This is a genomic window from Pseudarthrobacter sp. NPDC058362 (assembly GCF_042723515.1).
Lineage (GTDB): Bacteria > Actinomycetota > Actinomycetes > Actinomycetales > Micrococcaceae > Arthrobacter.
Map to the genome: position 1 here is coordinate 360,265 of NZ_JBHXIW010000001.1, position 22,756 is coordinate 383,020.

21 protein-coding genes are annotated in these 22,756 nt (G+C 68.2%); 16 read left to right on the top strand and 5 right to left on the bottom strand.

What is annotated here, in order from left to right; genetic code table 11:
- Window positions 1–128 precede the first annotated feature (128 nt).
- Genes ACFWIX_RS01615 through ACFWIX_RS01625 form a run of 3 tightly spaced genes read left to right on the top strand, consistent with a single transcriptional unit; the run spans window position 129 to window position 2,926 of the window.
- Window positions 129–1,451 carry a hypothetical protein gene (locus ACFWIX_RS01615; protein ID WP_377214360.1) on the top strand — a complete coding sequence of 441 codons (1,323 nt, stop codon included), beginning with the start codon at window positions 129–131 and terminating at the stop codon, window positions 1,449–1,451.
- 6 nt (window positions 1,452–1,457) lie between these two features.
- Entirely contained in the window at window positions 1,458–2,252 is a 795-nt protein-coding gene (nth, locus tag ACFWIX_RS01620) for an endonuclease III (protein WP_377214361.1), read from the top strand.
- On the top strand, window positions 2,249–2,926 hold the full coding sequence (locus ACFWIX_RS01625) for an NUDIX hydrolase (protein WP_377214362.1): 678 nt from the start codon (window positions 2,249–2,251) through the stop codon (window positions 2,924–2,926). The genes nth and ACFWIX_RS01625 overlap by 4 nt, the downstream gene beginning before the upstream one ends.
- A gap of 25 nt (window positions 2,927–2,951) precedes the next feature.
- Here the strand turns inward: ACFWIX_RS01625 and ACFWIX_RS01630 are convergent, their stop codons facing one another.
- Together ACFWIX_RS01630 and ACFWIX_RS01635 are read right to left on the bottom strand one after the other, a co-directional pair.
- Window positions 2,952–3,143 carry a YegP family protein gene (locus ACFWIX_RS01630; RefSeq protein WP_377214913.1) on the bottom strand — a complete coding sequence of 64 codons (192 nt, stop codon included), beginning with the start codon at window positions 3,141–3,143 and terminating at the stop codon, window positions 2,952–2,954.
- 138 nt (window positions 3,144–3,281) lie between these two features.
- The gene (locus ACFWIX_RS01635) at window positions 3,282–4,991 is read right to left on the bottom strand and encodes a bifunctional 3'-5' exonuclease/DNA polymerase (RefSeq protein ID WP_377214363.1); all 1,710 of its coding nucleotides are present in this window, start codon (window positions 4,989–4,991) and stop codon (window positions 3,282–3,284) included.
- Between the two features lie 92 nt (window positions 4,992–5,083).
- Between ACFWIX_RS01635 and ssd the strand changes: the two genes are divergently transcribed.
- The 7 genes from ssd to ACFWIX_RS01670 all read left to right on the top strand — a co-directional run bounded on the left by ssd (window position 5,084) and on the right by ACFWIX_RS01670 (window position 10,394).
- The gene (gene ssd, locus ACFWIX_RS01640) at window positions 5,084–6,283 is read left to right on the top strand and encodes a septum site-determining protein Ssd (RefSeq protein WP_377214364.1); all 1,200 of its coding nucleotides are present in this window, start codon (window positions 5,084–5,086) and stop codon (window positions 6,281–6,283) included.
- A 185-nt stretch (window positions 6,284–6,468) separates the two neighbouring features.
- Complete coding sequence (locus ACFWIX_RS01645; protein WP_377214365.1) at window positions 6,469–7,626, top strand: TadA family conjugal transfer-associated ATPase; 1,158 nt, start codon at window positions 6,469–6,471, stop codon at window positions 7,624–7,626.
- Window positions 7,623–8,474, top strand: a complete 852-nt coding sequence (locus ACFWIX_RS01650; protein WP_377214366.1) for a hypothetical protein — start codon at window positions 7,623–7,625, stop codon at window positions 8,472–8,474. The genes ACFWIX_RS01645 and ACFWIX_RS01650 overlap by 4 nt, the downstream gene beginning before the upstream one ends.
- On the top strand, window positions 8,471–9,079 hold the full coding sequence (locus tag ACFWIX_RS01655; RefSeq protein WP_377214367.1) for a type II secretion system F family protein: 609 nt from the start codon (window positions 8,471–8,473) through the stop codon (window positions 9,077–9,079). Before ACFWIX_RS01650 ends, ACFWIX_RS01655 begins: the two co-directional genes overlap by 4 nt.
- Window positions 9,080–9,271: 192 nt before the next feature.
- Entirely contained in the window at window positions 9,272–9,649 is a 378-nt protein-coding gene (locus ACFWIX_RS01660; protein ID WP_377214368.1) for a DUF4244 domain-containing protein, read from the top strand.
- Window positions 9,646–10,011 (top strand): TadE family type IV pilus minor pilin, encoded by a 366-nt coding sequence (locus ACFWIX_RS01665; protein ID WP_377214369.1) that lies wholly within the window; start codon window positions 9,646–9,648, stop codon window positions 10,009–10,011. Before ACFWIX_RS01660 ends, ACFWIX_RS01665 begins: the two co-directional genes overlap by 4 nt.
- Window positions 10,008–10,394: an Rv3654c family TadE-like protein gene (locus ACFWIX_RS01670; RefSeq protein ID WP_377214370.1), complete on the top strand. Its 387-nt coding sequence runs from the start codon at window positions 10,008–10,010 to the stop codon at window positions 10,392–10,394. Before ACFWIX_RS01665 ends, ACFWIX_RS01670 begins: the two co-directional genes overlap by 4 nt.
- A 4-nt stretch (window positions 10,395–10,398) precedes the next feature.
- On the opposite strand, the gene ACFWIX_RS01675 is transcribed toward ACFWIX_RS01670, so the two are convergent.
- Complete coding sequence (locus ACFWIX_RS01675; protein ID WP_377214371.1) at window positions 10,399–12,801, bottom strand: DEAD/DEAH box helicase; 2,403 nt, start codon at window positions 12,799–12,801, stop codon at window positions 10,399–10,401.
- 96 nt (window positions 12,802–12,897) lie between these two features.
- The gene (locus ACFWIX_RS01680) at window positions 12,898–13,590 is read right to left on the bottom strand and encodes a GNAT family N-acetyltransferase (protein ID WP_377214372.1); all 693 of its coding nucleotides are present in this window, start codon (window positions 13,588–13,590) and stop codon (window positions 12,898–12,900) included.
- A gap of 98 nt (window positions 13,591–13,688) precedes the next feature.
- Here ACFWIX_RS01680 and ACFWIX_RS01685 point away from each other — a divergent pair, with 98 nt between their 5' ends.
- Window positions 13,689–14,582, top strand: coding sequence for a rhodanese-related sulfurtransferase (locus ACFWIX_RS01685; RefSeq protein WP_377214373.1), 894 nt, complete (start codon window positions 13,689–13,691; stop codon window positions 14,580–14,582).
- 655 nt (window positions 14,583–15,237) lie between these two features.
- Here the strand turns inward: ACFWIX_RS01685 and ACFWIX_RS01690 are convergent.
- A complete protein-coding gene (locus tag ACFWIX_RS01690) occupies window positions 15,238–15,672 on the bottom strand; it encodes a hypothetical protein (protein ID WP_377214374.1) in 435 nt (144 codons plus the stop codon).
- A 55-nt stretch (window positions 15,673–15,727) separates the two neighbouring features.
- On the opposite strand from ACFWIX_RS01690, the gene ACFWIX_RS01695 reads away from it, so the two are divergent.
- The 5 genes from ACFWIX_RS01695 to proC all read left to right on the top strand — a co-directional run bounded on the left by ACFWIX_RS01695 (window position 15,728) and on the right by proC (window position 22,742).
- Window positions 15,728–17,359: a methyltransferase gene (locus ACFWIX_RS01695; protein ID WP_377214375.1), complete on the top strand. Its 1,632-nt coding sequence runs from the start codon at window positions 15,728–15,730 to the stop codon at window positions 17,357–17,359.
- 123 nt (window positions 17,360–17,482) lie between these two features.
- Window positions 17,483–20,209 carry a type I DNA topoisomerase gene (gene topA, locus ACFWIX_RS01700; RefSeq protein WP_377214376.1) on the top strand — a complete coding sequence of 909 codons (2,727 nt, stop codon included), beginning with the start codon at window positions 17,483–17,485 and terminating at the stop codon, window positions 20,207–20,209.
- A gap of 40 nt (window positions 20,210–20,249) precedes the next feature.
- Entirely contained in the window at window positions 20,250–20,669 is a 420-nt protein-coding gene (locus tag ACFWIX_RS01705) for an SseB family protein (protein ID WP_377214377.1), read from the top strand.
- Between the two features lie 7 nt (window positions 20,670–20,676).
- Window positions 20,677–21,648 carry a Ppx/GppA phosphatase family protein gene (locus ACFWIX_RS01710; RefSeq protein WP_377214378.1) on the top strand — a complete coding sequence of 324 codons (972 nt, stop codon included), beginning with the start codon at window positions 20,677–20,679 and terminating at the stop codon, window positions 21,646–21,648.
- A 260-nt stretch (window positions 21,649–21,908) separates the two neighbouring features.
- Window positions 21,909–22,742 (top strand): pyrroline-5-carboxylate reductase, encoded by an 834-nt coding sequence (proC, locus tag ACFWIX_RS01715; RefSeq protein ID WP_377214379.1) that lies wholly within the window; start codon window positions 21,909–21,911, stop codon window positions 22,740–22,742.
- Window positions 22,743–22,756 lie beyond the last annotated feature (14 nt).

Below are 22,756 nucleotides of genomic sequence, written 5' to 3' on the forward strand. Positions count from 1 at the left end.
AATTGTGACTTTACTTCGGACCGGCTGGGCCAGGAACCACGAATTCCTGGGACGGCCGGATCCGCTGTACGACGGCACAGTTTGACGGGGCCAAACGGCCCCGGTGCCGCCACGCTAAGGAGAGCAGAATGGACCAGCAGAGCCACGGCCGGACAACGGCCCCGGATACGGACGCAGTGTCTGATCCCGCAGCGTCGGATCCCGCCGCGTCGATCCCCGCAAAGTCCGGAGAGCCCGGAACGGCGACCCAGGGCGCGGCAGGCGCGCGCGGCAACAACTCCACAGCGGACGGTGTGCAGCAGGCTGTCGTCGGTCCCTTCACCGTCCGGGACCTGGCGGTTTTCGCCGCGACCCTCATCCTGTTCGCCGCCTCCCTGCTGCCCCTCTTCGGTGGCCGGTACAACCTGTGGAACCTTAACAACCAGTTCTTCCTGGGCCTCGGCATCATCCTGCCGCTGACGGTCTCCGCGCTGTTCGCGGCGCGCAGGCTGGCGCCGCAGACGAAGATCCGGATCGGTTCACTCTCAATCGACCAGTTCGCTTCCGTGACCGCATCGTTTGGGCTCGCCTTCTTCTTCCTGGCCACCGCAGCCGCGTTCAGCGCCAGCTTCCTGGTGGGCCTGATCGGTGCCGTGGTCCTCTTCGGCGCCACCGTCCTGGGCCGCTTCCTGCCCTACCTTTCCGCCGACTTCCAGGGCCGCGCCGAGGTGCCGGCCCATGTGGTGGCACGCGAAGCGGCGGTTCCGTTGCGTAAGCCGCGTGCTCCGAAGGCACCCCGGCCCGCCACAGCGGGTGCCGGTGCTGGCGCCGGGAAATCGCCGCTGGGCGGCCGGCTCCTGGGTGGTCATACCGCAGGGTCGTCTGCGGTGAAGCCGGGTGCCCCTGCCGCCGGAGGTGCCGCGACCGGAAGTGCTGCCGCAGGCGCGTCCGCAGCACCCGTCTCCACCGCGCCCGAAGTTTCCGAGTGGACCGCCCAAGGGGCGCAGCTCCCGGCAACCCAGGCCACCGCCGTCGTACGTCCTGCCAACGCACCGGCCGAGGAACAGACCCAACTGGGCGACGCCGTCGCCCCCGCCGCGGCACCCGAAGCAGCGCACGACGGCGGCGCGCAGCAGGGTGCCCCCGCCGCCCAGGCTGCCCCGCGCGCGGCGGAGCCTCCGACGGCCACTGCCGTCCATCCTCAGGTCAGGACAGAGCAGCAGATCGGCGCCACCGTGGACCCTGCCAGCCGCCCGGACGACTCCGGCGAGCAGCCCGTCCCCGAGGCGTTCTGGTTCGCCGTGGCGCAGCACCGCACCGCCGTCGACCCGGAGACCGGTGCCCCGGCGTTCGTGATCGAGCCAGGCGGCTGGGTCCTGGCGCTTGAGGACCGTGGCCACGAATTCCTGGTCCAGCACACCGACGGACGGCTTGGAGTCCTGCGGGACCTCAGCAACATCGAACGCGGCTAGCCTGCCATGGTGGCGGTGAGTTCGGAGTCGGCCCTTGCGCTGAAGCGGCGGGCGCGGCGCATCAACCGGATCCTGGCGGAGAAGTACCCGTACGCACATGCGGAGCTGGACTTCACCAACCCGTACGAGCTGCTGGTTGCCACCGTTCTGTCCGCGCAGACCACGGACGTCACGGTCAATCTGATCTCACCGCTGCTCTTCCGCACCTACCCTGACCCGCGCGCGCTGGCAGAGGCCGAGCCCGCGCGGCTTGAGGAAATCATCAAGCCCACCGGCTTCTTCCGCGCCAAGGCCCGGAATCTCATCGCCCTCGCCACGCGCCTCGTGGATGAGTACGACGGCGTGGTCCCCGGACGGCTGGAGGACCTCGTCACGCTCCCGGGAGTGGGACGAAAAACGGCGAACGTGGTGCTGGGCAACGCTTTCGGCGTGCCTGGCATCACCGTGGACACCCACTTCGGCCGGCTGGCCCGGCGTTTCGGCTGGACCCTGTCCGAGGACCCCGTGCAGATTGAGTCCGATGTGGCCGAGCTGTTCGAACCGCGCGACTGGACCATGCTTTCCCACCGGGTGGTTTTCCACGGCCGGAGGGTGTGCCATTCACGGAAGCCGGCCTGCGGGGCGTGCCCGGTGGCCAACCTCTGCCCGAGCTATGGCCTGGGCGAGACGGACCCGGCCAAGGCGGCCAAACTGCTCAAGTACGAGCTCGCGCCCGGCAGCGAGGAACTGCTGGCCCGGCTGCTGGCGGAGACGCACCGGGCCGCGGAAATCAGGATGGAATCCCGGCGGGCTGCCCCGTGAGCGCGCGGGGTGACCTGCAGGAGTTGGTCCGCAGGAACCAGGAGGGGATGGCGGGCGAGCCTGATCCGCTGTGGGCCGCACTTACCGTGGATGCCGCCACCGCCCGCAAGGCTGCAGTGTTGATGCTGTTCGGGGCGCTGGACCATGTTCCAGCGGCGTCGGAGAAGCCGCTCGCACCTGCTGACCTGGACGTGCTGCTGCTGGAGCGGGCGCATACGCTCGGCTCGCATCCGGGCCAGGTGGCGTTTCCGGGCGGACGGATCGACCCCGGCGAAACCGCGGTGGAGGCGGCGCTACGGGAGGCCGAGGAGGAGACCGGGCTGGATGCCGGTGGAGTGGAGGTGCTGGGCACGCTCCAGGAACTCGGGTTGGCCCACAGCAATTTCCTGGTGACGCCGGTGCTGGGATGGTGGCAGTCGCCGTCGCCCGTCCGGGTGGTGGACTACGGGGAATCCGCGCAGGTCTTCCGGGTGCCCGTGCGGGACCTGCTGGATCCGGACAACCGGGTCATGGCCACGGTGCGGCGCGTAGGGCGCACTTTCGACAGTCCCGCGTTCACCGTAAACGGCGTGCTGGTGTGGGGTTTTACCGGGATCGTGCTGAACGGGCTGTTCGAGCAGCTCGGCTGGGCCGTCCCCTGGGACCGGACCCGGAAACATAAAGTGGGGGTGTAGGGCCTGGTTTATCAGGCCGGCCCTGTCAGGCCTGCTGTTGACGCAGGTCCACCACGATCCCCGTGGCGGCGTTTTCGCGCACTGCCTTCACGCCTTCGCGCAGCGTGTGCAGGGACTTGAATCTCGGTGAGACGGCCACCGTGTTGCCGTCGGAGTCGGTGAGGCGGAGCCGATAGTCCTCGTCCCCCACCCGGTGAATCTCAAATCTGCCCGCCATACGGACCTCCCCTGAAATGCGTCGTTGCATCAAGTCATTATGGACCGGTCTGCATCAGTCGCAGTTATGACTGTAACGGCCATCACAGAAGCCCGTCGAGCTACCGTCGGGTAGGTTACTTTCCTTGAAGTAGCAGGCTTATTTGGCGTTGTCGTAGGAATCCACGACGGCGACGCTCACCGGGAACTCCACCGGAATCGGGCCGAACAGGAGCTCCTTCGCCGCATTGGCTGCCTCTTCAATGGCGCTGACGCAGGCGCCCACGGCATCGGCCGGGGCATGGACCATCACTTCGTCGTGGAGGAAGAAGACCAGCTCGGCAGGGGTGCCTGCGGCACGCAGGGTGCGGAGCCGCCGTCGTAATTCCGCCAGCCAGCACGCTGCCCAGTCCGCCGCGGAACCCTGCACCACGAAGTTCCGCGTAAAGCGCCCCCGCGCGCGTGCGATGGATTCGGCGCGGCGCTGTTCCTCAGCAGTCGCCGAGCGCTGACTCTGGTACCACCGGTCCGACGGCGGCGGGCTGCTGCGGCCCAGCCTGGTGGTGACTGTTCCGCCCTTCTCCCCGGCCCGCGCCGCCTGCTCCACGAAGTCCACCGCGCGGGGGTAGGTGCGTGCCAGCTGGGGCATCAGCCGCCCGGCCTCCCCGGAGGTGGCTCCATACATCGCTCCGAGGAGGGCCATCTTCGCCTTGGCGCGGTCGCCGCCGAACCCCTTCGCCGCGATGCCCGCGTACAGGTCCTGGTCCCGGGCTGCCTCGGCCATGACGGTGTCCTGCGCCAGGGCCACCAGGACCCGGGGTTCGAGCTGCGACGCGTCCGCCACAATGAGTTTGTTGCCCGGAACCGCGTGCACAGCCCCGCGGACCTGCCGGGGAATCTGCAGCGCGCCGCCGCCCCGAGAGGCCCAGCGCCCGGACACCACGCCGCCCACCACGTATTCCGGCCGGAACCGGCCGCCGGCCACCCAGGCATCCAGCCAGGCCCAGCCGTTCGCGGTATGCAGCCGGGAGAGCCTTTTGTACTCCAGCAGGGGCACAATGGCCGGGTGACTGGATTCCCGCAGCTCCCACTTGCGGGTGCTTTTGACTTCGATGCCGTTCCGGTGGAGGGCGCGCATGAGTTCCTGGGGCGAGTCCGGATTCAGCCCTGGGGTATTCAGGAGGAGGCGCAGTTCGGCGGCCAGCGCCTCGAGTTTTTCGGGGCGCCGGCCGGCCGGAGGGCGGGGACCGAGGTGGTCGGCAAGGATCCGTTGGTGCAGGTCTTCGCGCCATGGGACGCCGGTGTGCTGCATCTCCGCCGCGACCATGGCGGCCGCCGACTCGGCCGCCAGCAGTAGCTGCAGGCGGCCGCGCCGGTTCCCGCCGGGCTCCACCGCGGCCAGCGCAGCCTGTTGCGCGGCGAACTCGGCGCGGAGCTCCTCGGGTGTGAACCGCGGCGCGGGCCCGGAGGCATCAAACAGGGCCGCTTGCTCCGCCGGGGGAGCAGGCGGAAGGAGCGCCTTGGGAGGCAGGAGGTCTTCGTCGCTGGCCGTGACCACGGCGCTTTTGGCGTAGTCCGTTTGGGCCGAGAACTGTGAGTTCGCCAGGATGGTGCCGCACAGCGAGAGGTCATAGCAGCGTTCCAGCTCCACCCCCGCTGCCAGCAGGTCCGGGTACCAGTCGCGGGTGCGGTGCCAGATCCAGCGCGGCGCCTGGCCTTCGGTGCGGCCGGCTTCCAAGCGGCGCACGACGGCGGGAAGTTCCGCTGCGCTGGCCAGCCGCGGTTCCGGGTTTTCGGGGAAGGGCTGGCCCGACTGGGTCAGCTGCTGCAACACCGCACCGTCAGGGTGGGCGGCCAGCAGCAGGTACATGGTTCAATTGTGCCTTCTTTCCACAGCCGGACTTTTCCACATAGGGAAGGCCGCCCCTTACCGGCGGTCACTGCCGCCGCAAGAGTTGGGCCATGAGCAGGCATGAGCTGACCCCGTCCCCGCCGACCGGCACGGCACCTCCGGCGAGGGAGGGCGGGGCATGGCTGCCGGACATGACACCTCCGGGTGCGCCGGCTTCCGGTGCATCACCTCGCGGTGCGCCGCGGGGCGAAGGGGGTGCCGGCGACGTGCTGCTGGTGACCGCCTCGACGGTCCTGCGCGGTGAGGTGGAACGGATCGTCGCTGCTGCAGGAGCCGGTCTTGTGGTAGCGGGCGACGCCGGAACAGCGGCCGGCTACTGGGACGAAGCCGCCGCGGTGCTCGTGGGCAGTGATGTGCGGGAGCTGCCGCCGCGCCGTCGGGCGCCCGCCGTGGTGGTGGGGCTGGACGGGGAGGGCGACAGTCTCTGGCATCTGGCCGCCGTTCTGGGAGCTGAACGGGTGGCCGTGCTGCCTGATGCGGCCGCGTGGCTGGCCGACCATCTAAGCCGCTCGCGGTCGCCCGACCCGGGGGGACTCGTCCTTGGTGTCACCGGCGGCTGCGGGGGAGCGGGTGCCACCACCGCGGCCGTGTGGATCGCCCAGGCGGCGGCCGGCCTCGGCGTACGGGTGCTGCTGGTGGACGGCGATCCATGGGGCGGCGGGCTGGAATTGGCGCTCGCCGCCGAGGAGGATCCCGGACTGCGGTGGCCGGACCTGTCCGGGGCAAGCGGCAGCGTCGACCCCCTGCAGCTGGCTGACTCCCTGCCTGTGGCCGGCGGTTTCTCCTTCCTGTCCTGGCCGGCCAGCCGTGACCAGCCCGTCTCCGTCCCCGCGGTGGCCACGGCGGCAGTGCTGGATGCTGCCCGACGCGGTTATGAGCTGGTGGTGGTGGATATCGGCAGGAGCGCCGAACAGCTGGCCACCCTCGGCTGGGACTGCGACCGGGTCCTGGTGGTTGTCCCTGCTCAGCTGAAGGCGGCCGTGGCCGCGGCCCGGCTCCTGAAGGAATTCCCGCCCGTGGAAGCGGGGCTCCTGGTGCGAGGAGGGACCGGAGCCGCCCTGGACGGGCCGCTGATCGCGGAAGCGGTCGGACTTCCCATAGAGGGACGAATGCCGGAACTGCGGAGCGTGGCAGCAGCCATGGAGGCCGGGCGCCTCCTGGAGCTTGGCAAGCGGCGGGCCGTGCGGCATTTCGCGGCGTCGGTACTGGATGCGTTGGGTGACGTGATGGCCGGCGGAGAGGTCGCATGAGCGGGGCGGGCGGACGCATGAGCGGGCCGGGCGGTTGGACGGCTGGATGGCAGGGCCGGACCGCCGAAGGCGTACCCGGCGCGGATGACGCAGATGGCGGCGCTCTCAAGCGCCGGGATCTGCGTGCGGGGCAGCCAACCATGCCGCGTGGTGGCGGACAGCGAAGGACCGGGGCGCGCGGCGCCATGGACGCTGGACTCCTCGAATCAGTGCGCGAATCGGTGCTGGCGGACGCAGGAAAGGTGACGCCGTCCAGGGTTGCGGCAGCCGTCCAGGCGACCGGCAGGCTGCTGGGGACCGCCGGCTCACTTGCCGCCGTGGAGCGGATCAGCGCAGAACTGAACGGGCTTGGTCCGCTTCAGGAACTGACCAAGGACCCGGCCGTGACGGACATCTTCGTCAATGCCCCGGGCTCGGTGTGGCTGGACCGCGGGCGGGGGATCGAGCCCGCCCCAGTGGAGTTCGACGACGAACCCCAGCTCCGTTCCCTTGCCTGCCGGTTGATCGCCGCTGGCGGGCGGCGGCTGGACGATGGATCACCCTGCGTGGACGTCCGGCTTCCCGGCGGTTACCGGGTTCACGCGGTGCTGCCGCCGGTGTCCACCGCCGGGACGCTGCTGAGCATCAGAATCCGGCGCGAGGGCGTGTTCACGATGTCCGAGCTGGAAGAGAGCGGAATGTTCGGGCCCGACATCCGGCAGGTCCTGGAGCGGCTGATGGCGGGACGCCTGAGTTTCCTGGTCAGCGGCGCAACCGGCTCGGGAAAGACCACTTTGCTGTCCACGCTGCTGGGTCTTTGTGCCGAACAGGAGCGGCTGGTCCTCATCGAGGATGCGTCCGAACTCAACCCGGTCCATCCGCACATCGTGTCGCTCGAGTCGCGGCACGGAAACCTTGAAGGCGGCGGGGCGGTGGACCTCGGCGAGCTCGTGCGGCAGGCGCTGCGCATGCGGCCGGACCGGCTGGTGGTGGGCGAGTGCCGCGGCGCTGAGGTGCGGGAACTGTTGACAGCGCTGAACACCGGACACAGCGGCGGTGGCGGCACCATCCACGCCAACACCGCGGCCGCAGTTCCCGCCCGCCTTGCCGCCCTGGGTGCCCTTGCGGGAATGGGGCCGGAAGCCATCAGGCTGCAGGCCGCCAGCGCCCTCGACGCCGTCGTCCACGTTGAACGCACTCCCCACGGGCGACGGGTCACCTGTATTGGCACGATGGTAGACGCCGGGCATGGGCTCGCGGTGCGCCCGGCAATCGAATCCGGTCCGGCCGGCGTGCTCCGGCGCGGACCCGGTTGGGCGGCTCTGGCCGGTCGGCTCGGGCTGGAAACGGGCAGCACAGGATGACCGCCTTGACTGCTTTCCTCCTAGGCTTGGCCGCAGTCCTGGCTTTCGGCCATGCCCCGGGTGCCGCGGCGAGGCTCCGCAGGGCCGGTTTCAGGGCGGCAGCTGCTGCCGGACGGCCCCAGCAGAACGGGCCGCCCGGACCGTTTCCACGCCGCGGTGCGGGAGCTGCCGGTCTGGTGCGTTCCGGCCTGTCATGGACAAAGAGGGCGGGCCGGGACGGGAACGAAGGTGTCTCCCTCACCCTCGTGGCGCAGCAGCTGGCGGCACTTTTGAAGGGTGGTCGTTCCCCCGGGCGGCTGTGGGAGGAGTTGTGGCTCCTGTACGGCAGGCCTGTCGTCGGACACGGAGCAGAGCCGGTCGCGGGGAGCCTCCACCCGGCGTCCGTGGAGGTTCTCGCCGCCGCCCGGGCTGCGGCCGCCAACGGCATTCCCGTGTCGGCTGCGATCCGAAGGGTACTGTCCGGCGGGGGAGCAGGCAGGGCTTCGTGGCGGCACCGCGACTCGCGGGTCTGGGCCGACCTTGCGGCGTGTTTCGATATCGCAGAGGCCAGCGGCTGCCCGCTCGCAGACGTTCTCACCCGCTTCGCCGCCCAGCTCGAAGTCGAAGACGACGCCGACGCCGCCCGACAGACAGCGCTCGCGGGCCCCAAAGCCACAGTTGCGCTGCTCACCTGGCTCCCGGTCCTGGGGCTGGGCCTCGGGGCTGTCCTTGGCGTTGACCCCCTCGCTGTCCTGCTCGGAACGCCGCTGGGCCTGGCCGCGCTCGCCGCAGGGGCCGGACTCACGGTGGCAGGGCGCATCTGGTCCGCGAAGCTCGTGGCAGCGGCGGCCGCCGCCGGCATGCCATGACGGAAGTATGGCCAAGTCCGGCCGTGGTGTCCGCGGTGCTGCTGTTTGCCCTGCTTGCTGCGGCCGTGGTTCTCGCCCTGGCCGGCCTCTCCAACTCTGCCAAGAGACTCCGGTCCCTGGTACGGCAGGCGCCCGGAAACGAACAGAAGACTTCGGACCCTGCCGGGGTCGCCCCGGGACTGCGGGACACCGCCATGATGCTCGAACTGGTGGCAGCCATGCTGAACGCCGGCGCGGGAATCGGCCGTTCCCTTGAACTGGTGGCGGCCGCTTCCTCGCCGCGGTACCGGGATACCCTGACGCCAGTGGTTTCGGCCTTAGCCATGGGTGCCGACTGGGAAACTGCCTGGCGCAGCTCGGCCGTGCGGCATCCCGGGATCCTGGAACTGCGCGACGCGCTGGCTTTCGCTGCGCTGACGGGCGCCCCCTCGTCCGCGATTCTCTACGCCCAGGCTGCCCGGCTCCGCCGGGAGCGGTTCAGGGCGGCGGAGAAGAGGGCAGCATCGCTGGGTGTGAAGCTTGTGGTGCCCTTGGGTCTTTGCTCGCTTCCCGCCTTCATTTGCCTGGGCGTAGTGCCCGTCCTGCTGGCACTGGTACCGGGGTAAGCCTGGACAGTGCCTTCCGGGACAGCTGGACACGTCATGTCGCGGCGTCCGGGCAGCTGTCTTGTCCTCCACAGCTGCCCGGTCTGGGTGGGTTGTCCACTTACACGCACAGCTGGCTTACCGCTGGGTGTTCTGGCCGGAAGAGTCAAGTCAGCCGGCAATCCAGGCCGGTCCAACGAAAGGAACCAGCACATGTACGCCCGTCATTACAGCCACCGCATTAGGGGCGCCGGAGCGCCGGCCGCCCCTCCGCATGCGGCCCGCACACAGGGTGCTCTCAACCCTGAGCGTTCAACGGATGCCGCCTGTCCTCCCATCCTCCGGCTGGTGCCGCCCCTCGAAGAGGCACCAACTGGTGCCCCGTCCCCTGCGGCCGGACCGGTGACCGCTCTTCCGGTCCGGCGCGTGGAGAGGCATCCCGCAGCGGAAGCCGGTATGGCCACCGCAGAATATGCCATCGCGACTCTGGCCGCCGTAGGGTTCGCCGGGCTGCTGGTATTCATCCTCCGGAGTGATGAAGTCCGTGGCTTCCTCCTGACGCTGATCCGTACGGCGCTGGCACTCCCATGAGCAGGCCGGCCGTGACTCCTTCCCCGGCTACGGGTGCCGTGACGGCGGAATTTGTCGTGACGCTCCCCGCCGTTCTGCTGCTCCTGGCCATGCTGCTTTCTGCTGCGGCCGCCGGTATCACGCAGGTACGGCTCGAAGAAGGAGCACGTGCCGGCGCCCGCGCCCTGGCCCGCGGCGAGGATCCCGCCGCTGTCCAGGACATCGTTGCCCGCCTCTCCGGCAGTACGGCAGCCGCGGTGATCTCGGCCGATGGGGGCTGGCTGGACGTGACGGTCACCGACAGAGTTGGTGGGCCGCTGGGGGCATCCATTCCGTGGACGCTTACCGCCCGGGCTTCCACGCGGAGCGAGGCATCCGAATGAGCCCCTCCGATATGCCGCGGGGTTCCGGAATTCAGCGCTCCAGCCATGGAGAGCGGGGCGCCGGAACATTCCTGGCGGTGGGGTTGGCGCTGACGGTCCTGATGCTTATGGCCGGGGCGCTCCTGTTCGCGCAGGCCGCCGTCTTTGCGGGCAGGGCAGCGTCAGCACCGGACCTGGCGGCGCTGGCAGCAGCGGACGCCTTGCGGGGACTCACTGAAGGGGACCCGTGCACCCTGGCCCTCGAGGTGGCCACCCGGCATGGAGCAACCGTGGTCAGCTGTGTCGAAGGCGCCGGCCAGACGGTGGAAGTCCGGACGGAACTCGTGGAGCGGACAGTGGCGGGTCCGGCCCGAGGCCATGCCCGTGCCGGACCACCGCCATAGCCTGCTACAGCCCGGCCGAAGAGCCAGTCGGAGTGGGGGCCGGGGCTGTGGCTGCGGCCGGGCTGTCAGTTGCGTGCCGCAGCAGGACATCCAGGAGTGTGACCGCCGCTGCTTTGTCCAAGGGGTTGTTCTTGTTGCCGCACTTGGGGGACTGGACGCAGGAGGGGCAGCCTGAGTCGCATTCGCAGGCCTTGATGGCGTCCCGCGTGGCCGCGAGCCAGACCTTGGCCTTATCGAACCCGCGCTCGGCAAAACCGGCCCCTCCGGGATGCCCGTCGTAGACAAAGATCGTCGGCACTCCGGTGTCCGCGTGGAGGGCAGTGGAAACGCCGCCGATGTCCCACCGGTCGCTGGAGGCCACCAGCGGAAGCAAGCCGATGGCGGCATGTTCGGCCGCGTGCAGGGCACCGGGGAACTGGGCTTCGATGAGCCCGGCTCCCGTCAGGGAACGGTTGTCCACCACGAACCACACGGCTTTGGTGAACAGGTCCCGCGCACCAAGGTCCAGCGGTTCTTCCCCCAGAACCTCGTTGGAAATCAGCGCTTTCCGTTGAAAGGAGACAACTTGTGTGGTCACTTTGACATCGCCGAAGTGCACGGTGACGCCGCCCCACTGCATGGTGCGCTGGGTTTCGAGCACCTCGATCTGGGTCACGTCCCGGGCCGTCGTGTAGTAGTCGGGATTCGCCCGGCGCACCATCACGCAGTGATCGTCCTCGTTCAGGTCCTCCACCACATAGGTGTCGCCCTGATGGACATACACTGCACCGGTGTGTGCCTGGTAATGCGTCTGCGGCGAATCCATCGTCCCCAACAGGGAACCGGTCTCGGCGTCCACGATGCTTACCGGACCGCCGCCGTCCGCCCGCAGGTTCACCATCCCCGCCGCGCTCTGCGAATGCGTCCAGAACCACCCCGCGGGCCGGCGCCTCAGGTATCCCTGCGCCACCAGCCGGTCCAGCAGACTCTCCGCCGTGGAACCGAACAGGTCCAGTTCCGCAGGTCCCAGCGGGAGTTCCGCCGCGGCCGCACAAAGATGCGGGCCCAGCACATAAGGGTTCGCCGGGTCGAAGACCGTGGCTTCCACCGAGACGTCGAAGATGGCTTCCGGATGGTTGACCAGGTAGGTGTCCAGTGGGTCGTCGCTGGCCACGAAGGCGGCCACGGCGTCCTGGCCCGCCCGGCCCGCCCGGCCTATTTGCTGGAATAGGGATGCCCTGGTCCCGGGCCAGCCCGCAACGAGCACCGCGTCCAGGCCCGAGATGTCGATCCCCAGTTCCAGTGCCGAGGTGCTGGAGACCCCCAGAAGCTCCCCCGCACGCAGCGACCGTTCCACCTGGCGCCGTTCTTCGGGAAGATAACCTGAGCGGTAGGCAGCCACGCGCTGGGGCAGGCTGGGATCCACTTCGTCCAGCAGGCGCTTGGTTATCGAGGAGATTGTCTCCGCGCCCCGCCTGGACTTGATGAACGCGATGGTGCGGATCCGGGCGGAGACCAGGTTCGCGAGCAGGTCTGCGGTTTCCGCGACTGCCGTCCGGCGCTGTGGGGCGCCATTCTCTCCCCGGGCTTCCGTCAGGGCGGGCTCCCAAAAGGCGACGGTGGTGGAGCCGTGCGGCGAGCAGTCATGCGAAACGGCGGTGACCGGAGCGCCGATGAGGCGGGAGAAGGAGACATCGGGCTCGGATGCGGTGGCGGAAGCGGCGATGAAGACCGGCTCGGGGAACGTCCGACCCGCCCCGTAATACGCGCAGATCCGGCGCAGCCGGCGCATCAGGTTGGCCACGTGCGATCCGAACACGCCCCGGTAGCTGTGCGCTTCATCGACGATGACGTACCGCAACCGGCGGAAAAACGACGCCCACCAGGCATGGTTGGGGAGGATGCCGAAGTGGAGCATGTCCGGGTTGGCCAGGATGAAGTTGGCATGGTCACGGATCCAGCGGCGCGCCGCGGGGTCGGTGTCGCCGTCGTACGTTTCCGCACGGACGGTGGGGAGCTGCAGCGCCCGAATGGCGTTGAGCTGGTCGGCAGCCAGCGCCTTGGTGGGGGAAAGATAGAGAGTGACGGCCCCGTCGTCGTGGATCTTGCCCGGTTCGGCGAGGACACGAAGTTCAGAGCGGTGGATAGCGTCAAGTGCAGGCAGCTGGTACGCGAGCGATTTTCCGGAGGCCGTGCCGGTGGCCACGACGGTATGGATACCGCGGTGGGCAAGATCCGCGGCGTCGACCTGGTGCCGGAAAGGCTCATGGATGCCGAGCGACCCGTAAGCGGCGACCAGATCCGGGTGCACCCAGTCAGGCCACGGGCTGTGGACCGCCTGGCGTGCCGGGATGGTGTGGACATGACGGAGCTGTTCCGGATCCGGACCGCGGCCCAGCAGGGAAATCAGGGAGTCATGGGGGTTCACCCCAATATTGTTTCACCCGGCGAAGACAGGCGCGGCCCGGTTCGCCGTGGGGATAACCGTCTCCGGCCAGGCAACCCGGTTCGGGCAGGGAGCGGTTCAGCTCAGGGAGAGGTCGGCGCCGTCCTGCGAGGACGAAAGCATCAGCACACGCGAGACCGTGTTCCAGCCGAGGTGGGAATACAGTTTCTGGCCGTCCACCGAAGCCAGGAGCAGGCCGCTCTGGACATCGTGCTCAAAAGCCTGCGCCGCCAGGGCCCGCATGATGAAACTGCCCAGGCCACGGCGCTGGAAGGCCGGTTCGGTGATGATCTTGTCGAAAACCGCGGTCTCGCCCACCACGAACACGCGTCCGCTGGCGGCCAGGGTGTCTCCGGAACGGACCTCCGCGAAGTGGACGCCGTTCTCGGTGGTGGCGGTCAGCGCGAGGTCATCATCCGAAAGCCATGGGTCCTCGGCGTCCTGCGTTTCCATGTCGACAATCATCATGGTCTGGGTGTCCGAGGTGACGTTCAGGCCGTGGCGGGCGGCGAGCGCCGCATACCGCGCGGGGTCGTTCGTGAGGATCGTCAAGCCACGGGCTGGTACCTCTGCGGTCTTGGCTGCCAGCGCCGCGAACTCGTCATCGGCAGGGTCCGAGGCGAAGTATTCCCACTCGCCGGTGGTATCCGACCGGAGCGCGGAAGGGAACCGCCCTTCCTTGGCCGTCTGGTACCCGCGACAGCCTGCCCAGCCGGCCACCCATACTTCGAGAAGGCCAGTGATGTCTTCAACCATGGTTTCCGGACTCATGGATTGAGACTATTCCAGCGCGCGCATCAGGAACAGGGCCCGGAAGAGAGCTTATGCAATTGTGATCCGGTCTCAGGGGTGCCGGTACCCTTAAACACGTGGCTTTGAACCGAATCGTGCTCTTTTACGGCTTTACCCCCATCGCGGATCCCGAAGCGATCCGCCTCTGGCAGCGTGCCCTGTGCGAGAAGCTGGGCCTGACCGGGCGCATCCTGATCTCCAAGGACGGCATCAACGCCACCGTGGGCGGCGAAATCGGCGCCGTGAAGCAGTACGTGAAGACCACCCGCGAATACAAGGGCTTCCACGGCATCGACGTTAAGTGGTCCGACGGCGGCGCAGACGACTTCCCGCGGCTCAGCGTCAAGGTGCGTGACGAGATCGTTTCCTTCGGCGCCCCGGGCGAGCTCAAAGTGGACGGCAATGGCGTGGTGGGCGGCGGAACCCACCTCAAGCCGGAGGAACTCCACGAACTGGTGGATGCCAAGAAGAAGAACGGCGAGGACGTGGTGTTCTTCGACGGCCGCAACGCGTTTGAGGCCCAGATCGGCAAGTTCAAGGACGCCGTGGTGCCGGACGTTGCCACCACCCATGACTTCATCAAGGAACTTGAGTCAGGCAAGTACGACGGGCTCAAGGACAAACCCGTTGTCACCTACTGCACCGGCGGCATCCGTTGCGAGGTGCTCTCCAGCCTCATGGTGAACCGCGGGTTCAAAGAGGTCTACCAGCTGGACGGCGGGATCGTCCGCTATGGCGAAACATTCAAGGACCAGGGACTTTGGGAAGGCTCCCTCTACGTCTTCGACAAGCGGATGCACCTGGAGTTCAGTGACGAAGCCAAGACCATCGGCCAATGCACCCGCTGCTCTGCGCCCACCAGCAAATTCGAGAACTGCTCCAACCCCAGCTGCCGGACCCTCACGCTCTATTGCGCCGATTGCGCCGCCAGTCCGGAAACGCTCCGCTGCCCCGACGGGTGTGCAGCCTGACGTTCCAAATCCCTGGAGTGAGAGCTTCCGTACCCGGTAGGCGTAGTTTGCTTCCGCCGACGCCTCCACCCGGACTTCCAGCGCGGTGTCTGCCGGCAGGTAGATGACGTTCTCGCGCGTGATGCCGCACCGCAGGCCCAGGTCCACCAACGCCAACGTGTCGCTGCGGACAGTGAAATTCACCGGTTCCGTGCTCCGGCAGGCCAGCGAGAGCACATAGGAGCCGGGCGATAATGCCGGTGTGGTAGCCGTAGCAGTCTCCCCCGCCGCCAGCAACCCGGCGTCTACCTGCAACGCGGGCGGATCCGTTCCGGGCAGGGCCTCCACCACCCAGGCCCCCAGTGACTCCGCCGGGACCGCTTCCAGCGGCGGGTTCCGCGTGAACGCCGGACCCGGCGCGGCGGTGGCGTCTGGGCTGCTCCAGCCCCGGCCGTCGTCGTACGTATATTCGCAGCCGGCCACGGCGGCGGCCGCAATGAAGGCACTAAGAGCGACGACGGCACCCGCCTTGGTTCCCCGGCCGGCCTTGCGGGACCGTCGCCCGGGCGGTGGGAGCTCCGGACCGCTGCGGTCCGTGGCGCCCGGGGAGGCGGCCATACTTCGACTCTAGGCCTGGCGGCCGCACGGGGCCAGCGCCCGCGCGCCACAGTTGTGGCTATCCTGCGGGCACTATGTGGTAGGCGTACAGGACGGGCGCGTCCACGCTGGAAATGCTGAATTCCAGAGGCCCGTCCGTGGCAAGGGTGACTTTCGCGCGCTCGGGCGTGCCGTAGCAGGCAGCTCCGAGGTCGGCCACATCCTTCCCGCCTGACCTGACGGCCAGGAAGGCCTTGCCGCCGCCCTCGCAGACCAGTGTCACGGCGTAGGCACCGGCCGGCAGCTCCTCCGTGCGGTCAACCGGCTCGGCGGAGAGAAGCTTGCCTGACTCTTCGGCCACCACACCGGCGGCGGATGGCATCGCCGTGGCCTGCCAGGCCGGAACGTCGGCGTCCTCCACGGAGAGCCGGGGCGCGCATCCAGTGCCGGCCAGAACGGCGGCGACTGCGGCGGCGGCCAGGGCGCGCGGGAATGAGGTGAAGGGTAGGGCCATGCCTCCAATTTACCGGGGCCAGTGGGGCCTCCTGTGCCCACCCTAGACTTGAGCCGTGCCTACCTCCTACGAATTCACCGCCGGCAACACCCCCGACGCCCCCCGCAGCGACCTTCCCCAGCAGCTTGCCGCCCTTGCCGCGGACCTGCGCGCGGTGGACTACACGCTGGACGGCGTGGCCGGCCTCCTCGGTGAGTCCGCCTACACTGCGCTCAACCGCGACCAGACGATCCCCGCCCTGCTGGCTACCGAAAGTGCAGCCCGCGGCGAGGGGCCCGCAGCGGCGCTTGCCGCCGTCGTGCGCCTGTGGCTGCTGGCCGAACCGCAGGAAGGTGAAACGCTCGACGCCGCCCTCCCGGGCATCCGTACCGAAGGCCTGGTGGAGCTGGGGCTGCTGCAGCCCGTGCCCGGCACCGGGAAATTCACGGCGCGGGCGGACCTGCGGCCTTACGGCTGGGACAAGAACGAGGACGGCAGCGGCGGGGCCGAATTGTGGGTCGCCAGCGACCTCGCCGCGCACCAGCAGGCCGGGATCCTGCGGCATGACCACGTGCTGGGCATCGGGCAGGCCTCCACTACGCTGGTCCAGGCCACCGTCCGCCGCCACACGGAACGGGCGCTGGACCTGGGCACCGGCTGCGGCATCCAGACTTTCCATCTGCTGCACCATTGCCAGCACGTCATTGCGACGGACATTTCCGAACGCGCCCTGGCCTTCACGCGGTTCAACATCCTGCTTAACGCAGAGGCCCTGTCCGTGGACCCGGAACGGCTCTCGGAGCGGGTGAGCCTGCGGTGTGGGTCCTTGCTGGAGCCCGTGGCAGGCGAGGAGTTCGGGCTGGTTGTCTCCAACCCGCCGTTCGTGATCACCCCGCGCACCGCCGGGGAGGACGCGGCGGGACAGTTCACGTACCGCGACGGCGGGCTGCCGGGGGACCAGATCGTGTCGTCGCTGATCCAGGACCTGCCGTCCGTGCTGGAACCGGCCGGAACAGCCCAGCTGTTGGGCAACTGGGAGGTGACTGCGGGGATGGAATGGCAGGAGGGGCCGCAGAAGTGGGCCAGTCCGGACACGGATGCCTGGTTCATCCAGCGCGAGCAGGTCACCCCGGAGCAGTACGCGGAGACGTGGCTGCGCGACGCTTCCGAAGGCCGCGACCGGGAACATTACCGGGACGCCTACGCCGCCTACCTCGCCGATTTCGCCTCCCGCAAGGTGGAAGGGATCGGCTTCGGGATGGTGTGGCTGCGGCGGCCGGCGGAACGGGGCGGGACACGCATCCGGCGGTTCGAGGAGATCACCTACCCCATCGAACAGCCCATCGGCCCCCATCTGGGCGCCCTGGTGGAGCGCGCCGACTGGCTTGCCGCGCACAGCATCGAGGACGCACACCTGCTCGTGGCCGGGGACGTCACCGAGGAAAGGCACCAGCGGCCCGGCGCGGAACATCCAGGGGTGATCCTGCTGCGGCAGGGCGCAGGGCTGCGCCGGACCAACCTGCTCAGCACGGAGCTGGCCGGCTTTGTGTCCGCATGCGACGGCGACCTGACCGCCGGGCAGATCGCCGGAGCCCTGGAAGCGCTGCTCGGCGGGGGAGAGGACTTCAACGCGGCGACGTTCCGGACGGGGCTGCTGGCTGAGGTGGAAAACCTGGTCCGTGACGGGTTCCTCATCCCCGCCGCCTGAGCGCCGGGAGGCCTTTCCACAAGCCCGCGCTTTTCCACAGGAATGCGCACAATCGGCCAAAATATGGTGAACTAGGCAAATATGGGCTCATCTGCCCGAGCAACCCTTTTCTGTAGGAGCACCGTGCCAAGCAAGGCCAAAACCGGCAAGAAACTCGTGATCGTGGAGTCTCCGGCCAAGAGCAAGACCATCGCCAAGTACCTCGGCGAGGGTTTCATTGTGGAGGCCTCCATCGGTCACATCCGTGACCTGCCCCAGCCGTCCGAGCTGCCTGCGGAACTGAAGAAGACCCCGGTGGGCAAGTTCGCCGTCGACATTGAAAACGGCTTCAAGCCCTACTACGTGGTCTCGCCGGACAAGAAGAAAAAGGTCACCGAACTCAAAGCGGCGCTCAAGGACGCCGACGAACTCTACCTCGCAACCGATGGGGACCGCGAGGGCGAGGCCATCGCGTGGCACCTGCTCGAAGTGCTCAAGCCCAAGGTCCCGGTGTACCGGATGACGTTCGGTGAAATCACCAAGGAAGCCATCCAGCGCGCCATGGGCAACCTGCGCGACGTCGATTCAGCCCTGGTGGATGCGCAGGAGACCCGCCGTGTGCTGGACCGTCTTTACGGTTACGAAATTTCGCCGGTCCTGTGGCGCAAGGTCGCCCGTGGCCTCTCCGCCGGCCGCGTGCAGTCCGTGGTCACCCGCATGGTGGTGGACCGCGAACGCGAGCGCATGGCGTTCAAGGCGGCGTCTTACTGGGACCTGACCGGGCAGTTCGGCGCGGGTTCGGCCTCGTTCAAGGCCAAACTTGCCGCGGTGGACGGCGCCAAGGTCGCCACCGGCCGCGATTTCAACGACGACGGCGAACTGACCTCGCGCAACGTGGCGCACCTTGATGAGGAACTCGCTGCGTCGCTGGCGGCAGGGCTGCAGGAGGCCTCCTTCGCGGTCCGCTCCGTTGATACCAAGCCGTACACCCGCCGGCCGGCTGCACCGTTCACCACGTCCACGCTGCAGCAGGAAGCCGGCCGCAAGCTGAGGTTCTCCTCGAAGAGCACCATGCAGATCGCCCAGCGGCTGTATGAAAACGGCTACATCACCTATATGCGTACGGACTCTTCGGCACTGAGCGATGAGGCCCTGACCGCTGCCCGCCGGCAGGCTTCGGAACTGTACGGCCCCGAGTACGTCCCGGGGTCGCCCCGGGTCTATTCCAACAAGGCCGCGAACGCGCAGGAAGCCCACGAGGCCATCCGTCCCGCCGGTGACTCCTTCCGCACTCCGGCCCAGGTGGCGTCGCAGCTGTCGGGCGATGAGTTCCGCCTCTACGAACTGATTTGGAAGCGCACGGTCGCGTCCCAGATGGCGGATGCCAAGGGCTCGACGGCCACCATCCGCCTGGGCGCCGTTGCCGCCGACGGCCGGGACGCCGAGTTCTCCGCGTCCGGCACCGTGATCACCTTCCCCGGCTTCCTGGCCGCCTATGAAGAGGGCAAGGACGAGACCCGCGGCGACGACGACTCGGATGAGGCCCGCCGTTTGCCCAATGTTGCCAAGGGTGACGCCCTGACGGCTTCGGATATTGTCGCCGTCGGGCATGAGACCTCCCCGCCGCCGCGGTACACGGAAGCGTCGCTGACCGCCGAACTGGAAAAGAAGGGCATTGGGCGCCCGTCCACTTACGCGTCCACCATTTCCACCATCCAGGACCGCGGCTACGTCCGGAAGCAGGGTTCCGCGCTGGTGCCCAGCTGGATCGCTTTCTCCGTGGTCCGCCTGCTGGAACAGCACTTCCACGACTACGTGGACTACGCGTTCACGGCTGACATGGAAGGCGACCTGGACAAGATCGCCAACGGCCAGGAGGTGGGCGCCGCCTGGCTGAAGCACTTCTACTTCGGTGAAGACTCTGACCCCGGCCTGCTGAGCATCGTGAACAACCTTGGTGAGATCGACGCGCGGGAGATCAACTCGGTGCCGATCACGGACGGTATCACGCTCCGCGTGGGCAAGTTCGGCCCCTACCTGGAGAGCACGGTGCCCACCGTTGACGCCAAGACCGGCGAGGTGGTGGAGAACGCCCGGGCCAACGTACCCGAGGACCTGGCTCCGGATGAGCTCACTGCCGAGAAAGCCGTCGAGCTGATGGAGACGGCGGCGCCGGACGAACGCGTGCTGGGCGCCGATCCGCACACCGGCCACACGGTGGTGGCCAAGAACGGCCGGTACGGCGCTTACGTCACCGAGGTCATTGCCGAGATGACCGAGGAAGAGATCGCCAACCAGCCGGTGGAGTACTACAAGAACGGCAAGCCCAAGCCGCCGAAGAAACCGGTGAAGGCCAAGCCCCGCACAGGCTCGCTGTTCAAGTCCATGACCGTGGACTCGGTCACCCTGGACGAGGCGCTGCAGCTGATGAGCCTGCCACGCGCGCTGGGTGAGGACGCCGAAGGCAACCTCATCACGGTGCAGAACGGCCGGTTCGGTCCGTACCTGAAGAAGGGGACGGACTCCCGGTCCATCGGCTCCGAAGAGGAGATCTTCACCATCACCCTGGAGCAGGCGCTGGAGATCTATTCCCAGCCGAAGCAGCGCGGTGCGCGCGCAGCTGTGCCTCCGCTGGCCGAGTTCGGCCCGGATCCGGTGTCGGAGAAGAACATCGTGGTGAAGGAAGGCCGGTTCGGGCCGTATATTACCGACGGGATCACCAACATCACTGTGCCGAGGTCCACGTCCCTGGAGGAACTCACCCGCGAACAGGCAGTGGAGCTCCTCGCGGAGAAGCGCGCCAAGGGCCCGGTCAAGCGGACCGCCACCCGCAAGGCTCCGGCCAAGAAGAAGGCAGCCGCGAAGAAGTAGGGCGTTTGCGGTGCCGGGCGGTGCATGATCAGGTAGGTATATGACTGAACAGCCCGGCATTGCCGACACCACTCCGCTGAACGACCTCGAGGAGAAGCTCGCCAAGGGCGGACAGCCCGATGCCAGCCCTGTGGATGTGATCCTCTCGTTCCTGAACAACGAGGTTTACATCGTCAGCCCGGACGGGATCGAGGGCGAGGACTCCCAGGTGGAGCCCCTGGTTCTTGCCAACGCCGACGGCGACCCCGTCCTTGCCGTCTTCTCCCACCCCAGTCGCGTGGACGCCCAGTACCTCGAGGCGGCCCCGAACGTGCTGGGCACCCAGGGCGCCGCCATCATCGCCAACATCGGCGACGAACTGGGCATGGTGATCAACCCGGGCGCGGCCTACGGCTTCGAAATCAATCCCGAAGGCGTTGCCAACATCAAGCGCGACTTCAAGCGGGCCGACGAGCAATAATGGCTCCATGCGGCTAGGCGTCCTCGATATCGGGTCCAATACTGTCCATCTCCTGCTGGTGGACGCCCACCCGGGCGCGCGCCCGGTGCCGTTCGCCTCGCACAAACGGCCGCTGTCCCTGGTCCAGTACCTGGAGCCGGACGGCAGCATCAACGACGCCGGCCAGCACGAACTCACCGAATTCGTGCTGGAGGCGTGGGAATTCGCGGCGAGGCACAAGGCAGAAGACCTGCTGGCGTTCTGTACGTCCGCGATCCGGGAGGCCACCAACGGTCCGGAGGTCCTGGCCCGGGTGAAACATGAAACCACGGTCACCCTCCAGGAACTGACCGGCAGCGAAGAGGCGTCCATGACCTTCTTTGCGGTCCGGCGCTGGCACGGCTGGGGCGCCGGACCTATCCTGAACCTGGATATCGGCGGCGGGTCTTTCGAAATGGCCTTCGGCCAGGACGAGTTGCCGGAGGTGGCCACGTCCGTGCCGCTGGGAGCCAGCCGCCTGACACGGGATTGGCTGGCCGAGGACCCGCCCACGGCCAAGAGCGTCAAGGACCTGCGGCGCTATATCCGCGACACGCTCAAGCCCGCCGTCCGTGAGTTTGACGGGCTGGGCCGGGCCAATGTGGTGGCAGGGACCTCGAAGACCTTCCGCTCGCTGGCACGGATCGCCGGGGCGGCTCCCAGCGCGGCCGGGCCTTACGTCAAGCGCGAGCTACGGGCTACGGACCTGGGGGTGTGGGCACAGCGCATCTCCGCCATGAAATCTGAGGACCGGCTGCACCTTCCCGGCGTTTCGGAGGCCCGGGCCCGCCAACTGCTGGCCGGTGCGCTCGTAGCGGAGGCCGCGCTGGAGCTTTTCGAGTTCAAGAAGCTGAGGATCTGCCCCTGGGCGCTGCGGGAGGGCCTGATCCTGCGCCGCCTGGACCAGCTGGTATTTGCCGGGCCGCTGGAGCCGGCGCCGCACGTGGTTGCCCGCGTCTAGCTGGCGCATCGTGCACCGTGGGTTAAATGCGGGAGCACCGGGGTCCGGAGCCGGGAAAATGGGGGAAAACCCGGCAGGGGACCTCCGGTGCCCCGGCAGACATCCCCATGCCTGCCGCATCACTCGCACCCTCAATGAGGTAGTTACTACGCTAGGACCCCAACTTGTGAGCAGCCTGCGTCCAACATGGGAGCGACCTGTGAATCGCTTTGTCGCCTGTAAGACCTGCACCGTTAACGCCGAACTGCAATGATGGAGCCATGAGCAACCGAATCGCATTCCTTGGCTGTGGGTCCATGAACGAAGCCATCCTGGCGGGGCTGGTGGAAGCCGGCACGGACCCGGCGGACATTGTGGCCACCGTCCGGCGGGCCGAGCGCGCCGCGGAACTGGCCGAGCGCCACCACGGAATCACCGCCATCGCCGGTGAGGAGGAACCCGACAACAACAGGCAGGCCACCAAGGGATCCGCCGTCGTCGTGCTTGGTGTCAAACCCGTGGGAATCGTAGACCTGGCCCGCGAGATCAGTAGCTCCCTCTCCCCGGACACCGTGGTGGTCAGCGTCGCCGCCGCCGTCTCCATTGCGCAGCTTGAGGCGGCGCTGCCCGCCGGCCAGCCTGTGATCCGCTCGATGCCCAACACGCCCGCGAAGCTGGGCCGCGGCGTGGTGTCGGTATCACCGGGAACCAATTGCAGCCCCGAGCAGCTGCAGACGGTGAAGGAGATCCTCAAGGGGGCAGGCACCGTGGTGGAGGTACCCGAAGAGCAGGTGGATGCGCTGTCGGCCATCAGCGGCTCCGGCCCGGCCTACGCGTTCTACCTGGCGGAAGCCATGGCCGCCGCGGGCGTCGAACTGGGGCTTGACGCCGAACTTTCCCTGCTGCTGGCCCGCGAAACCGTGGCCGGCGCAGGCTTCATGCTGGCCGAGCCCGGCGCGGACCCGGCGGCGCTCCGCAAGGCCGTAACCAGCCCCAACGGAACCACCGAACGGGCCATCGCCACGTTCGACGAGCAGGGCATCCCCGCCATCATCGCCGCCGGTGCGCGGGCCGCGGCGGACCGGGCGGCGCAGATCACCCGCCAACTGGGCTGATTTTGGGAACCACG